The sequence below is a fragment of the Streptomyces sp. NBC_00631 genome (genome assembly GCF_045206895.1).
Lineage (GTDB): Bacteria > Actinomycetota > Actinomycetes > Streptomycetales > Streptomycetaceae > Streptomyces.
In genome coordinates, this window is the sequence record NZ_CP107734.1 from 8,102,479 (window position 1) to 8,115,990 (window position 13,512).

11 protein-coding genes are annotated in these 13,512 nt (G+C 70.0%); 5 read left to right on the top strand and 6 right to left on the bottom strand.

The window, feature by feature from the left end; genetic code table 11:
• Positions 1–134: 134 nt before the first annotated feature.
• Both OHB00_RS37195 and OHB00_RS37200 read right to left on the bottom strand, forming a co-directional pair.
• Positions 135–2,372: an MMPL family transporter gene (locus OHB00_RS37195; RefSeq protein ID WP_406441480.1), complete on the bottom strand. Its 2,238-nt coding sequence runs from the start codon at positions 2,370–2,372 to the stop codon at positions 135–137.
• Between the two features lie 452 nt (positions 2,373–2,824).
• Entirely contained in the window at positions 2,825–3,235 is a 411-nt protein-coding gene (locus OHB00_RS37200; protein ID WP_406441482.1) for a winged helix-turn-helix transcriptional regulator, read from the bottom strand.
• A 120-nt stretch (positions 3,236–3,355) separates the two neighbouring features.
• Here OHB00_RS37200 and OHB00_RS37205 point away from each other — a divergent pair, with 120 nt between their 5' ends.
• The 4 genes from OHB00_RS37205 to OHB00_RS37220 all read left to right on the top strand — a co-directional run bounded on the left by OHB00_RS37205 (position 3,356) and on the right by OHB00_RS37220 (position 6,119).
• The gene (locus OHB00_RS37205) at positions 3,356–4,069 is read left to right on the top strand and encodes a DsbA family protein (protein ID WP_406441484.1); all 714 of its coding nucleotides are present in this window, start codon (positions 3,356–3,358) and stop codon (positions 4,067–4,069) included.
• Between the two features lie 56 nt (positions 4,070–4,125).
• The gene (locus OHB00_RS37210) at positions 4,126–4,770 is read left to right on the top strand and encodes an FMN-dependent NADH-azoreductase (RefSeq protein ID WP_406441486.1); all 645 of its coding nucleotides are present in this window, start codon (positions 4,126–4,128) and stop codon (positions 4,768–4,770) included.
• 82 nt (positions 4,771–4,852) lie between these two features.
• Positions 4,853–5,515: an NAD(P)-dependent oxidoreductase gene (locus tag OHB00_RS37215; RefSeq protein ID WP_406441488.1), complete on the top strand. Its 663-nt coding sequence runs from the start codon at positions 4,853–4,855 to the stop codon at positions 5,513–5,515.
• Positions 5,516–5,597: 82 nt separating this feature from the next.
• Positions 5,598–6,119 (top strand): hypothetical protein, encoded by a 522-nt coding sequence (locus tag OHB00_RS37220; RefSeq protein WP_406441490.1) that lies wholly within the window; start codon positions 5,598–5,600, stop codon positions 6,117–6,119.
• A 10-nt stretch (positions 6,120–6,129) separates the two neighbouring features.
• Here OHB00_RS37220 and OHB00_RS37225 read toward each other — a convergent pair.
• The 3 genes from OHB00_RS37225 to OHB00_RS37235 all read right to left on the bottom strand — a co-directional run bounded on the left by OHB00_RS37225 (position 6,130) and on the right by OHB00_RS37235 (position 9,580).
• A protein-coding gene (locus OHB00_RS37225; RefSeq protein ID WP_406441492.1) for an IS5 family transposase occupies positions 6,130–7,001 on the bottom strand; the annotation gives its coding sequence in 2 pieces (ribosomal slippage) (positions 6,130–6,773 and positions 6,773–7,001; 873 coding nt in all).
• Positions 7,002–7,092: 91 nt separating this feature from the next.
• Positions 7,093–9,045: an amino acid transporter gene (locus OHB00_RS37230; protein ID WP_406441494.1), complete on the bottom strand. Its 1,953-nt coding sequence runs from the start codon at positions 9,043–9,045 to the stop codon at positions 7,093–7,095.
• A 268-nt stretch (positions 9,046–9,313) separates the two neighbouring features.
• Entirely contained in the window at positions 9,314–9,580 is a 267-nt protein-coding gene (locus OHB00_RS37235; protein ID WP_406441496.1) for a hypothetical protein, read from the bottom strand.
• A gap of 843 nt (positions 9,581–10,423) precedes the next feature.
• Between OHB00_RS37235 and OHB00_RS37240 the strand changes: the two genes are divergently transcribed.
• Positions 10,424–11,794 (top strand): hypothetical protein, encoded by a 1,371-nt coding sequence (locus OHB00_RS37240; protein WP_406441498.1) that lies wholly within the window; start codon positions 10,424–10,426, stop codon positions 11,792–11,794.
• Positions 11,795–11,933: 139 nt separating this feature from the next.
• Here OHB00_RS37240 and OHB00_RS37245 read toward each other — a convergent pair whose 3' ends face one another.
• A complete protein-coding gene (locus tag OHB00_RS37245) occupies positions 11,934–13,508 on the bottom strand; it encodes a Na+/H+ antiporter (protein WP_406441500.1) in 1,575 nt (524 codons plus the stop codon).
• Positions 13,509–13,512 lie beyond the last annotated feature (4 nt).

Below are 13,512 nucleotides of genomic sequence, written 5' to 3' on the forward strand. Positions count from 1 at the left end.
CGGTCCCCGGGGGAAGTGGGACCGGCGGGCGGGGTATGGGTGTGGGCCGGGGTGCGATCCGGCCCGGGCTGGCTGCCCAGGGCCAGTCAAGGGGTTGCCTGCCTGGCCCTGGACCGGATCGTACGGCCGTTTGGTCAGCTCCGGCCGGGTGACGCGGGTGTCAGCGACTCGTGCCGCCCGTCGGACTCCAGGTCGGCGTCCTGCTGCCCGGCGAGGGCGTGCCGGAGCTTCTCGCCCTCGACGTCCACGTTGGGCAGGAAGCGGTCGAGCCACTTCGGCAGGGCCCAGGCACGGCGGCCGAGCAGCGTCATCACGGCGGGTACCAGGGTCATCCGGACGACGAAGGCGTCGAACAGGACGGCGGAGGCCAGGCCCAGGCCGATCGACTTGACCAGCAGCACGTCGTCCAGGAGGAAGCCACCGAAGACGGAGATCATGATGATCGCCGCGGCCGTGACCACCCGGGCGCTGTGCCGGAAGCCCGCGACGACCGCCTCGGTGGGCTCGGCCCCGTGCACGTGCGCCTCCCGCATCCGGGTGACGAGGAAGACCTCGTAGTCCATGGCCAGCCCGAACACCACACCGACCAGGAAGATCGGCAGGATGCTCGTGATCGGCGCGCTCTGGTCGACGCCGAGGGCGCCCGCGAGCCAGCCCCACTGGAAGACCGCGACCACGACACCGAGGGTGGCGCACAGGCTGAGCAGGAAGCCGACAACGGCCTTGAGCGGGACGAGCAGTGAGCGGAAGACCAGCAACAGAAGCACCAGGGCGAGACCCACGACCACCGCGAGGTACGGCACCAGGGCGTCGGAGAGCTTGGCGGCGACGTCGATGTTCAGCGCGGTCGTACCGGTGACCATCATGTCGGCGCCGGTGTCCTTGGTGAACGCGGTGCCATGGTCACGGATGCCGGAGACCAGGTCGATGGTCTCCTGGCTGTTCGGGGAGCTCTTTGGCACGGCACGGATCAGCGCCACGTCACCGGAGGCGTTGAACTGGGCGGGGCTCACCGACGCCACGTCGTCCATCGTGCCGAGCAGGGTGACCGCGTCCGCTGCCGCCGTCTTGGCATTGCCGCTGCCACGGGCGTCGACGACCACGGTCAGCGGGCCGTTGTAGCCGGCACCGAAGCCCTTGGTCACGGTGTCGTACGCGACGCGGGCACTGCTGCCCGGGGCGGCGACGGAGTCGTCGGGCATCGCCGTCTCCAGCGACAGCGCCGGAACGGCCAGGGCCAGCAGGCCCACGACGGACACCGCGAGCATCTTCACCGGGTTGCGGGTGACGAACCGCCCCCAGCGCACGCCCATCGACTCGCCCTCACCGCGCTCCAGCCTCCTCATGCGCCCGGTCTTGAGCCTGCCCTTGGTGATCCGCTTCCCGGCGAAGCCCAGCATCGCGGGCAGCAGGGTCAGCGCGATGAGCACGGCGATCGCCACGGCGAACGCGGCGGACAGACCGATGTCGGTCATCATCTGGATACCGATGACGCTCAGTCCCGCCAGCGCGATGATCACGGTGAGACCGGCGAACACCACCGCGGAACCGGCGGTGCCCAGGGCGCGTCCGACGGCCTCCTCCGGGTCCTGGCCGTCCTTGAGCTCGTTGCGGTAGCGGGAGACGATGAACAGCGCGTAGTCGATGGCGACCGCCAGGCCCAGCATCAGCGCGAGGGTCGGGGCGGAGGAGCTCAGGTTCCACAGGTGGGTCGCGATGGTGATCGAGAGCATCGCCATGGCGACACCGAAGATCGCGGTCAGCAGGGGCAGACCGCCCGCGGCCAGCGAACCGAAGGTGATGACCAGGACCACGGCCGCGACCGCGATGCCGATCAGCTCGGTGGGGCCGGTCGTCGCCTTCTCCTTGACAGCCGTGCCGCCGACGTTCACGGTGAGGCCCGCCTTGTCGCCCTCGTCGGCGACCTTGTGCAGGGCGTCCTTGGCCGCTTCACTGACGTCGGCCTGGGCGACCTTGTACGTCACCTGCGTGTAGGCGATCGTCCCGTCCTTGCTGACCGTCCCGGAGACGTACGGGTCCGAGACGCTCGCCACCTGCGGAGCCGTCTTCAGCTCGGCGACGAGGGCGTCGACCTCGGTCTTGGCGCTGCCGGACGTCATCTTCTTGCCGTCGGCCGTCTGGAAGACGACGCGCGCGCTGGCACCCGATGCGGACGCCTGCGGGAACTCCTTGCCCAGCAGGTCCAGCGCCTGCTGCGACTGGCTGCCGGGAACGGTGAAGGTGTCGATGGCGTTGCCCGAGGTGTTCACGGCGCCGAGCCCGAGGCCCGCCAGTACGACGATCCACAACAAGGTGACCAGCCGGCGTCGCCGGAAGGCTAGCCGGCCCAGCCGGTACAGGAACGTGGCCACGGATTACTCCCAGATAGCGGACGAAGAAAGTGGTGCGAAGAAGGCGCCGGTCTCTGCGCGGGGCCCAGAACTCACGCTAAGAGCGATCCGAGCCATCTCAGCGGCACAAACGGACCGAATAGCGGCGGCGGCCGTAGTACCCAGGTACTAGGGCCGCTCATCCTTGGCTCGGCTCAGACAGGCGTGGGCATCTTTTCCAGACGCGGCGGCTTCCAGCCGCTGACGTTTTCTCGTGATCTCGGACACGCTTCCGTCACGCGGCGAGGGCGTGGTCTGGTTTCGTTCTTTGGCGGCGCTGACGGGTCTCGTGGGGCCTGCTGGGCAAGCAGTTGGCTGAGACCGAGGCCGAGCAGGCCCGGGTCGCGGCGGCGGAGCAGGTCGTTGTGCAACTAGTGGTGTTCGCGGGCGTCCGCGCTGCACGCGGCGCCGACAGCCGATCGCTGATCCTGCGGTCAGGACCGGGCTGCCGGTGCCGCGGCGCGGGCGCGGTGTTCGCGGATCTCGTCGTGGTGGTCGGCGGCCCAGCCGATCAGGGATGTCACGATCTCGTGGAGGCCGCGGCCCAGCGGGGTGAGGGAGTACTCGACGCGCGGTGGAACCTCCGCGTATGCGGTGCGGGTGATCAGACCGTCCTCGTGGAGCTGGCGGAGTGTGAGGGTGAGCATCCGCTGGGAGATTCCGGGGACCTGGCGCTGCAGGTCGGTGTAGCGCAGCGGGCCGGCCTCCACCACCGCGATGAGCAGCAGGCTCCACTTGTCGCCGACGCGGTCGAGGACCTGCCGGATGAAGGCCATGTGCTCGGCGGGGATGCGGGCACAGGGCCCCACCGCCGCCGCGCCGCCCGAACTGCCGGTGACCTCCATGACGCACATTCCTCTCCGGCACGAACACCGATGTGCCTTTTGTATCGACTTCCATACTGTCCCATCATGACGCTACGAACAAAAAGTAGGAAGCAAGCGCAGGCACGGGAGGCGCGCGTCATGAAGATCGAGATCTGGGCCGAGGTCACCTGCCCCTGGTGCGGACTGGGCAGCCACCGTCTGGACCGGGCTGTTGAGCGGTTCGAGCACGGCGACGAGGTGGAGGTCGTCCACCACTCGTTCCCGCTGAGCAGCTCCTTCCCCGTGGATGAGACGTTCAGCGTCCGTGAGGTGCTGCTGCGCCGGCACGGCATGGGCGGCTCCCAGGCCGAGGCGTCCACGCGTCGGATCGAGGCGCTGGCCGAGGCCGAGGGACTCACCCCCTACAGGGTGCTGGACAACCTGGTCGCCAACACCGACCTGGCGCACGAGTTCCTCGCCCACGCCTCCGCCGAGGGCAAGAACCGCGAAGCCTGGGACGCGATCTTCCACGCATACTTCGGCCAGGCCCGCCCCGTCTTCAGCCTGGACGACCTGCTCGACCTGAGCCTGGAGATCGGCCTGGACCGCGAGGGCACCCGCCGGGCGCTCACCGAGCACCGCTACCAGCGGCAGGTGGGCGACGATGCCGCCCGCGCCCAGCGCCTGGGCGCCACCGGCGCGCCCTTCATCGTCGTCGACGGCACGTACGGCATCCCCGGGGCCCAGGACAGCGACGGCCTTCTCGACGTGCTGCGCACGGCCTGGGACGCATCCCACCCGCTCACCCTCGCGACCGACGGCGACGCTGCGGTCTGCGGCCCCGACGGCTGCGCCGTACCGGCCCGCAGCTGACCTCCACCGTTCACCCCACGACACACCCTTGATCATGTCGAAAGGCTGACCTCTCCATGTCCTACCTGCTGCACATCGACGCCTCCTCGCTCGGCGAGGCATCCGTCTCCCGTCAGGTCGCCCGGTCCTTCCGTGACGAGTGGAAGGGCGCGGTCGTCCACCGCGACCTGGCCGTCTCCCCCGCCCCGCACCTCAGCGCGGCGGGCATCACCGCCCGCACCACCGACCCCGCCGAGCACACCCCCGAGCAGGCGAAAGCCGCGGCGGTCCAGGACGAACTGATCGAGGAGTTCCTCGGCGCCGACGCCTACCTCTTCACCGTGCCGATGTACAACCTCACGATGCCGTCCGTGTTCAAGGCATGGCTGGACCAGATCATGGTCGCCGGGCGCACCCTGAGCTTCGACGCAGCCCCGCCCACCCTCGGCCGCCCCGCCACGGTGATCTCCGCACGCGGCGGCGGCTACGGCCCCGGCGCCCCCAAGCACGGCATGGACCACCTGGTGCCCACGCTGGAAACCGTCCTGGGCCACCCGGCCAACCTCGGCCTCGACCTGACGACGGTCCTACCCGAACTGACCATGGCCCCGCACGTGCCGATGATGGCCCCTCTCCTCCCCCTCCACGAGGCGTCACTGACCGACGCCCACGCCCAGGCACGCGGCCTGGCCACGGCCATCGGCGGCCGGCAGGCCGCCTGACCGGCCTTGCCCGTCTCCAACCGCGGCCGGGATGGTCCCGAAAGAGCCCGGCCATGCTGGTCCCGAAAGGCAATCGATCACCATGTCCCACCTGCTCATCCTCGGCGGCACCGGCCGCACCGGCATCCACGTCCTCAAGCAGGCCGCACAGCGCGGCCACCGCGTCCGGGCCCTCGTACGCAACCCCGACGCCGTCCAGGCCCCGGCCGGCGTCGAACTGATCAAGGGCACGCCCGCCAGCATCGACGACCTCCGCAAGGCCGCCGACGGAACGGAGGCTGTGATCAGCGCCCTCAACAACTCCCGCGCCTCCGACAACCCCTGGGCCAAACCCGTCAGTCCGCCCATGTTCATGACCGACGTCACCCGCAACACCCTGACCGTGATGAAGGAGGAGGGCATCAACCGGATCGTCGTGACCTCCACGATGGGCGCCGGAGACGACTGGGCGCGGCTCAACCCGGTGTTCAAGGCCCTGATCAAGGTCTCCAACCTCAAGGCCGGCTTCGACGACCACCACGGCGTCGACAAGCTCCTTCGCGCCTCCGACGTCGACTGGACCCTCGCCCGGGCCGTCGCCCTCACCGACAAGCCGATGAGCGGCTCTCCGCACGCCGCCGAGGCCGGCACCGAGAAGCCGGGGACGTGGATCAACCGCGCCGATCTCGCCCGCTTCCTCCTCGACACGCTGGAGATGGACACCTGGATCCGCAAGGCCCCCCTCGTCTGGAACGCACGAGGATGACCCGCCCCATGCTCCATACCCCGTCATGCGTAACAGCTTTCGGACCTAGGGCGTGTGTCGGAAGTGCTCTAGGTTGGCTCACGTGAGTACGCGGGGGCGGAGTTACCGATACGTCGGACCGGTCGAGCTGAAGGCTGCGGTCCGGCCTGACAACGGCGGGTGCCCGATCGGCTCGGCCGCTGAGTTCGGTGGCTGGATTGCTGAGCGATCGGCGGCGGAGCTGGCCGAACCGTTCACTTTCGTGGTTGGCACGGACGGCGTGCTCCGGCTGGCGCCGCGGCGAAGCGAGCACGTGGCCTGTGCCGGCGGAGCCCTGGTTTTGAGTGCCGGTGAGATCGGCTTCGTGCGCGAGGCGGACCGGTGGGCCGTGAGCGAGGTCAGCAATCAGTCCACCGGGTACTGCCCGGACGTCACCTCTTGGTTGGAAGTTGCTCGTGCTCTGGACGAGGTAGGGCTCGGGCGACCCTCCGGGTTCACCCATGAGGTGGTGTTCCGGCGGTGTCCTGACTGCCAGGAGTGCAACATCGTGCGCGAGGACGACTTCGTCTGCGTCTTCTGCGGCAGCGATCTGCCTGCGGCGTGGAACGTGGATCCCGCCACGTGACAGCCGAGAGTCACAGCCACTCGTTGATGGCCGCGATGAGGACGGTTGCCTCGTAGCGGACGGCGAGCTTGTCGTATCGCGTGGCGACGGCGCGATGTCTCTTGAGGCGGTTGATCCCGCACTCGACCGCATGGCGCTTGCGGTAGTCGACCGGGTCGAAGTGCGGCGGCCGTCCGCCACGGGAGCCGAGCTTCTGGCGGTTGCGTGCCTGGTCGTCCTTGTCCGGGATGGTGCAGCGGATCCCCCGGCGCAGGTAGGCGCGGTTCCTGCGGGAGGCATACGCTTTGTCCGCCCGTACACGATCGGGGCGGACGCGTGGCCGGCCCGGACCGATGCGGGGCGCGCGAACCTTCTCCAGCACGGGTTGGAACTGCGGTGAGTCTCCTCGCTGCCCGGCCGTGATCACGATCGACATGGGCTTTTGGCCCTGCTCGACGGCCAGGTGCAGCTTGGTGGTGAACCCGCCGCGTGAACGTCCGAGCCCGTGATCTCCGGGCTCGGTGAACACCCCACCCGGTGGTTCCTTTTGCAAGTCACCCTGCTTGCGGGCCCCGGCCGCATGCTGATGGGCGCGGCACACCGTGGAGTCAACACTCAGGTCCCACACGATCGCGCCCGCGGCGTCGGCCTGGGACTGCAGGCGGGTGAGAATTGGTGCCAGGTGCCGCTCCGCTGCCACCGGCGGAACAGGTCATAGACCCGGCCCCACGGCCCGTACTCGACGGGCACGTCCCGCCACGGAACACCGGTCCGGACTCGGAACCGTATGCCGTCGATCAGCCGCCGCCGAGGCCAGACGGGCGGTCGCCCCGCCTTCATTCCCTTCGGCAGCAGCGGCTCCAGCATCGCCCACTGTTCGTTCGTGAGATCTCCCCGCCCCATGAACCGTGATCATTCACAGCCCAAGATCCACTTTCGATACACGGCCTAGCGGCGTACGGCTGAATCTTGACGGGATCCTGACGCGGTCGCCTCAGCCGGTGTGGACGCGGGGCCGCCGGGAGCGGTTCGGCTCAGCCTCGCGCAGCACCTCACGGGTGACCGGGGCGACCTCGCCCTGGCCGAAGAGGAAGAAGCGCAGGAAGTTGGCGAACGGGTTGCCCTCGGTCCACTCGAAGTAGATGTGCGGGGTGCAGCGGGTGCTGTCGCGTACGTGGAGCAGCAGGGCGGCCAGGGCGTTGGGGATGGAGGCCGACTCCAGGGTCAGGACGCGGTAGCGGTTGTGCAGGACCTCGCCGCGTACCGTCAGTCCCGCCTCGAACTCGGAGGGGTCGGTGACCGTGACCTCGACGAAGACGAAGTCCTCCTGCTCGGGCATGTCGTTGTCGGCCCGGATCTGCTCGATCTTGTCGCGGTACTCGGCCTTGTCGCGGCGGTCCGGCTCGTTGGCGATGAACCGCATCTTGCGGCTGGCCATATCGCGGACGAATCGTTCCGCCATGTCGTCGAGCGTCACGCTCGTCACGCGCAGTTCGAAGGCGCGGGCGAGGCGGGACAGGAGGGAGAGCAGGATGATGCCGACGATGAAGCAGGCACCGATCTTCACACCGTCCGGGCGCTCGACGACGTTCGCGACGGTCACGTAGAGCAGGACCGCCGAGACGACCGCGAAGCCGATGGTCCACCCGCGTTGCGCGGCCCTGCGGGCGGCGATGGTCACCGCGATCGCGGCGGAGGACATCAGGACCAGCACGCCGGTGGCGTAGGCGCCGCCCTGTGCGTCGACGTTGGCGTCGAAGATCCAGGTGACCAGGAAGGCGATCAGGGTGAAGACGATGACCATCGGGCGCACGGCGCGGGCCCAGTGCGGAGCCATTCCGTAGCGGGGCAGGTAGCGGGGCATGAGGTTGAGCAGGCCGGCCATCGCGGAGGCGCCGGCGAACCACAGGATGGCGATGGTCGAGAGGTCGTAGACCGTGCCGAAGGCGTTGCCCAGGTACTCGTGCGCGAGGTAGGCGAGCGCGCGCCCGTTGGCCTGGCCGCCGGGTTTGAACTCGTTCTCCGGGATGAGCACCGTCGTGATGAAGCTGGTGGCGATCAGGAAGACGCTCATGATCAGCGCGGCGGTGGTGAGCAGCTTCTTGGTGTCGCGGATGCGGCCCTTGGGATTCTCCTCGGTGTCGTCCGGGTCGCCCTGGACGTGCGGCATCACGGCGACACCGGTCTCGAAGCCGGAGAGACCGAGGGCGAGCTTGGGGAAGACCAGCAGGGAGACGCCGATCATGGCGAAGATGTTGCCGTGCTCGGTGGTGAGGGTGCTGGTCCAGTCGGTGACCACGTGCCCGGCGGTGAGGACGTGCCACATGCCGACGATGACCACGATGGTGTTGAGCGCCAGGTACGCGGCCACCAGGGCGACGGCGACGCCGATGGCCTCCAGGAAGCCCTTGAGGAAGACCGCGCCGAGCAAGGCCACCAGCAGCAGGGTGATGATCATCTGCTGGCCGTGCAGCGTGCTCGTCAGGTGCGGGTTCTCGATGAGGTGGGTGGAGGCGTCCGCAGCAGACAGCGTGATGGTGATCAGGAAGTCGGTGGCGGCGAAGCCGAGCAGGGTCAGCACGAAGAGCTTGCCCTGCCAGAAGGAGAGCAGCCGCTCCAGCATCGCGATGGAGCCCTCGCCGTGCGGGCTCTCCTCGGCGACGCGCCGGTAGACCGGCAGGGCGCCGGCCAGGGTGACGACGACCAGCACGATCGTCGCGATCGGCGACAGCAGACCGGCCGCGAGCGCGGCGATGCCCGGCTGGTAGCCGAGGGTCGAGAAGTAGTCCACACCGGTCAGGCACATCACCCGCCACCAGCGCTGGCCCTGGTGCGGGGGCTCCGGTTCGGCGTGGGGGCCGGTGTGGCCGCCGGGCTTGCCCATGTCGGACAGCCCCTCCAGCATCCACGCACGCAGACGGCGCGGTGGGTGTTCGGTGGTGACCATCGGCGTGCTCCAGATGTGCGGCTCAGCGTGGGGTTCCGGCCATCACGCGGACGGCGGCACCAGCGTAAGCAGAGAGTGACGCCTGGGCCCATGGGAGTGTGCTCCAAGCGCGCTAAGACTCCGTTAAGAGCGGCAGGTGCGTGCCGATTGCACATCGGGGTGAGGAGGGTGGCGCCGAGGGCCGCCTGCGTGGAGCGCTGGGGAGCCGCCTGTACCTGGCGGCAGGGCGGCGCCCTTCGCGACGGGGTAGCCCTGCCGGGGGTGTGCGTCAGGCGGCTCGGTGGGTCGAGGCGATGGCCTCCCGTGCCGAGCGTATACAGGCGTCGCGGATGTAGATGTCGATGGCGGTGTCGACATCGTCGCCGCCGTGGTCTGCCATGGCCTGCAGACGGAAGCGGGCGGCGTCGGAGGCGACGCCCGACTGCTCAATCAGGTGGGCGATTAGGCCGGAGGGGACGTCGCCGATGAGGACCGGGACGACCGGACAGACGACGTCGCCGTGACTTCCAGACCGCGGGCCGTGGGTCCCTCGCACAGCCGGGTGGTGACCGCCGCGCTGGCCGCCCGCCGCTGCGTGCCTTCCGGTGAGGTCACGATGTGCAGGGCCGCGAGGGCGGCCGCGGTCTGTACGGGGTGATGGCGCTGGAGAAGGTCTGCAACTCGCCGAACATCCGCACGTACTCGCGGACGGCGTGGCCAGGAAGCCGCCGGTGGTGGCGAGGGTCTTGGAGAAGGCGCCGCCGCCGACGACCTGGCAGAGGATGCCGTACACCTCCGGCCGGACGCCGCCGGGCTCGCCCAGGACGCCGAAATCGCGCAGGACGACGACGGATGTCGCGCGCGGGTGCCTGCCATGGGACACGCACTGGACCGCCTTCGCACCGCTTCGGAGTGGGGGCTCCTTCGGCCGGAGGCCGCTGACGCTCACGGTCTCCCTGGCGGCCCACAGCGAATCCAGCGTCGCCCTTAGCCATAACCCCCGTGCCGGACAGGGAATTTGCGGCACCTGTACGGCCGGGTGCCGTTGGCGTCAAAGTGCCGTCAAACAAAGCTGAGGAGCCATCAGGGACCCGTCAAGGAGAACAGCCGGTGGCCGGATCCGGTCGCAGACTGATCGGCAACGGGGGGACGGATACACCGTCCGTGGCGTGACGTTGGAGGGACCGTGACTCTCACGGCCGGGTCGGCGCAGGGTCCTCAGACCGAGGAAGCCGAGGAAAGCGCACCGCCACGAAGAACGGTGGTCACCCCGTCCGGGGGCAGCCCCGGTCCACGGCAGCGAGGGTTTTCGCAGACGGCCGGACCGGGTCCGGGGCTGCGCCCGGGGCGGCGGGCCGGGGCCGCTCGGGCCGCTCTGCGCCGCCGCTACTGGGCGTCCGTGCCCGCGCGGCTGCGTCTTCTGCGCGCGGCCACGGTCCTGCTCGTCGCCGTCCTCGCCACACTCCTGCTGGTGGCCGGACTCGGCACCCTCGGCACCTGGAGCAGGGTGGCCGGGCGCGACGCGCCCCGCACGACCAGCGCCGCCGATCTCGACCTGGCCCTGAACGACATGGACGCCCAGGCCGCCAACATCCTGCTGTCCGGCGGGGACGCGGGGAAGGGACGCCTGCAGACGCCGTACACGAAGGCCGTCGGCTTCTACGGCGACGCGCGCAACGAGATCGGGCACGATCTGCGGACCCTCGCCGTCGCCGCCCAGGGCAGCGCGGCCGACGAGAAGACCGTGGAGTCCCTGACCGACGGCTTCGCCGAGTACCAGGAGCTGATCGGCCGGGCTCTGGAGAACGACGGCCACCGCGGTGGCAGACCGGCCGCCCTCGCCGACTACCGCCGCGCGACCGACCTGCTGCGCGCCCAACTTCTGCCTGCCGCGAACACCTTGGTCTCCTCGAACGACGCGGCCTTCGACGCCGAGTACACCTCGGCCCGCTCCAGCCTCTCCGCACAGCTCGCCGCAGTGCTTGCTCTCGGCGTGCTGCTGCTGGCCGTACTCGGTGTCCTGCAGTGGTACCTGGCCCGCAGCTTCCGGCGCATCCTCAACCCCGGTGTGATGGCCGCCACCGTCTGCACGCTGCTCGCGGTGATCCTCGGCAGCCAGATGCTCTCCGCCTCCGCCGGCCACCTGCGCGTGGCCCGGCATGACGCCTTCGACTCCGTCGTCGCCCTCTCGCGGGCCCGCGCGATCGCCTATGACGCAAACGCCGACGAGAGCCGCTACCTGCTCGACCCGCAGCGCCGTGACCAGTACGCGGACGCGTTCCTCGCCAAGTCGCAGCAGTTGTACGGCCTGAAGGGCGCGACCCTGTCGACGTACGACTCCGAACTCGCCACCACCTGGCAGGCGTACGAGTCCGACCACCACGTTCTGCGCTTCACCGGCGAGTTCCAGCGCGAGTTGGCGAACATCACCTTCCCCGGCGAGCGGGCGGCGGCGGAGAAGACGGTACGGACGTACGCCGTCTACCAGCGCGACGACCGCCTGATCCGTGCGCTGCTGGCGGCCGGCAAGGAACAGGAAGCGGTCGAGTTCTGCATGGGCTGGGAACCGGGCACGTCCAACGCGCACTTCGGAGCCTGGATGACCGCCCTGGACAAGGTGACGGCCATCAACCGCGCCCACTTCACGTCGTCCGTCGGCGCGGGGCGGTCGGCGGTGAGCGGCTGGCTTCCGTGGGTGTGCGGTGTCTTGTTCGCCGCAGCGGCTCTGACGGCTCTGGGCTTGCGCCCGAGGCTGGCAGAGTTCCGCTGAAATACTCCGGGGCACTGCACCCCGCCAGGGGCGGGGGGCCGTATCGATGTGCGGCTCCGCCGCGTGGGCGCGAGCAACCACGGCGGACTCGCAGACGAAGCACGACTCCGAAGTTGACTCGGCTTTCCCTCGCGGAGTGCTACGCGTCCGACAACCGCGCCTCCTCCAGATCCAGCCACCGCTGCAACCTCCGGCGGGTCGTGTCGCTGATGGTGTGGGCGTCGTAGAGGCGCTGGAGCTCGGTGGTCTCGACGGTGATGAGGTCGCGGCGGAGCTGGCGGTAGACCAGGTCGGCGGACTCGGTCGCGACCGCGGTGCCGTTCTGCTCGGTGAGGCGGTCGCGGGCGTCGTCGAGGCGGGCGGTCAGGCCGCGGCGGAGACGGTCGAGGACGACGTCCGGCACGACCTCCAGCTCCGCGAGCTCTTCTACGCGGGCCAGACCCGCGTGGGCGAGGTGCGAGCGGGCCTCGGCCTCCTCGCGTGCGGTGTGGGCGGGCTCCAGGGCGATGCCGGAGGCGCGGACGACCGGGGCGAGGGTGAAGCCCTGGATGACGAGGGTGACGACCACGACCGAGGTGGTCAGGACCAGGACCAGTGGTCGGTCGGCGAGCGGGGTGCCGTTCTTCATGACCTCGGGGATGGACAGGGCGGCGGCCAGTGGCATCACCCCGCGGGTGCCCGCCCAGGTCAGCACCATCGGCACCCGCCAGTTCACCCGGCCGATTCCACCCTTGCGCTGGACCAGCGCCGACAGGGGCGCGAGCCACAGCAGACGTACGGCGACGAGTGTGGCGGCGACCGCGAGGGCGTACAGGGGCCAGGCCCGGTCGCCGTCGGCCAGCGCCCGCACCTGCGCGGGCAGGGCCAGTCCGATCAGGCTGAAGACGACGCTCTCCAGGAGGAAGACGACCGTGCCGTACACGGCGTGCAGCTGAAGGCGTATGCGGGCGTTGGTGAGCCGGTCGCCCCGGCCGCCGAGGACCACGCCGGCCACCACGCACGAGGTCACGCCGGAGGTGTGCGCGGCCTCCGCCAGCAGGTAGGCGGCATACGGGGTGACGAGGGCGATCACGGTTTCCAGGACAGGGTCCTCGGTGCGGCGGCGGATCAGGGTGATCACGCCGGCCACCGCGGCGCCGATCAGGGTGCCGCCGCCCGCGAGCACCAGGAACTCGCCGCCGGCCGCTCCCCAGTTGGCGGCGGCGGAGGCCACGGCGATGCCGGCCGCCACCCGGACCAGGACCAGCGAGGTCGCGTCGTTGAACAGGCTCTCGGCCTGGACGAGGACCTGGACCCTGGGCGGCAGGGCGAGCCGGCGGCCGAGTGCGGTGACCGCGACCGGGTCGGTGCTGGCCAGGATCGCGCCCAGTACGAACGCCATCTGCCAGGACAGGGGAGTCACCAGCGCTGCCACCGCGCCTACGGCTGCCGCCGAGGCGAGCACCAGCCCGATGGCGAGGATGCCGACCGGCTTCCACACCGCGTGCAGCTCACGCCAGGGCATCTCCTCGGCGGAGGCGTACAGCAGTGGCGGGAGGACGACGAGGCCGATGACGTCCGGGCTGATCTCGATCTGCGGGGTGCCCGGCAGCAGCGCCACCGTGAGACCGGCGACCACGAGGAGGGAGGGGGCGGGGATGCGCCAGCGGCGTGCGAAGGTGGCCACCACCGTGGCCAGGACCACGAGGGCCAGAACCGTACCGACGCTGCGCATGCCG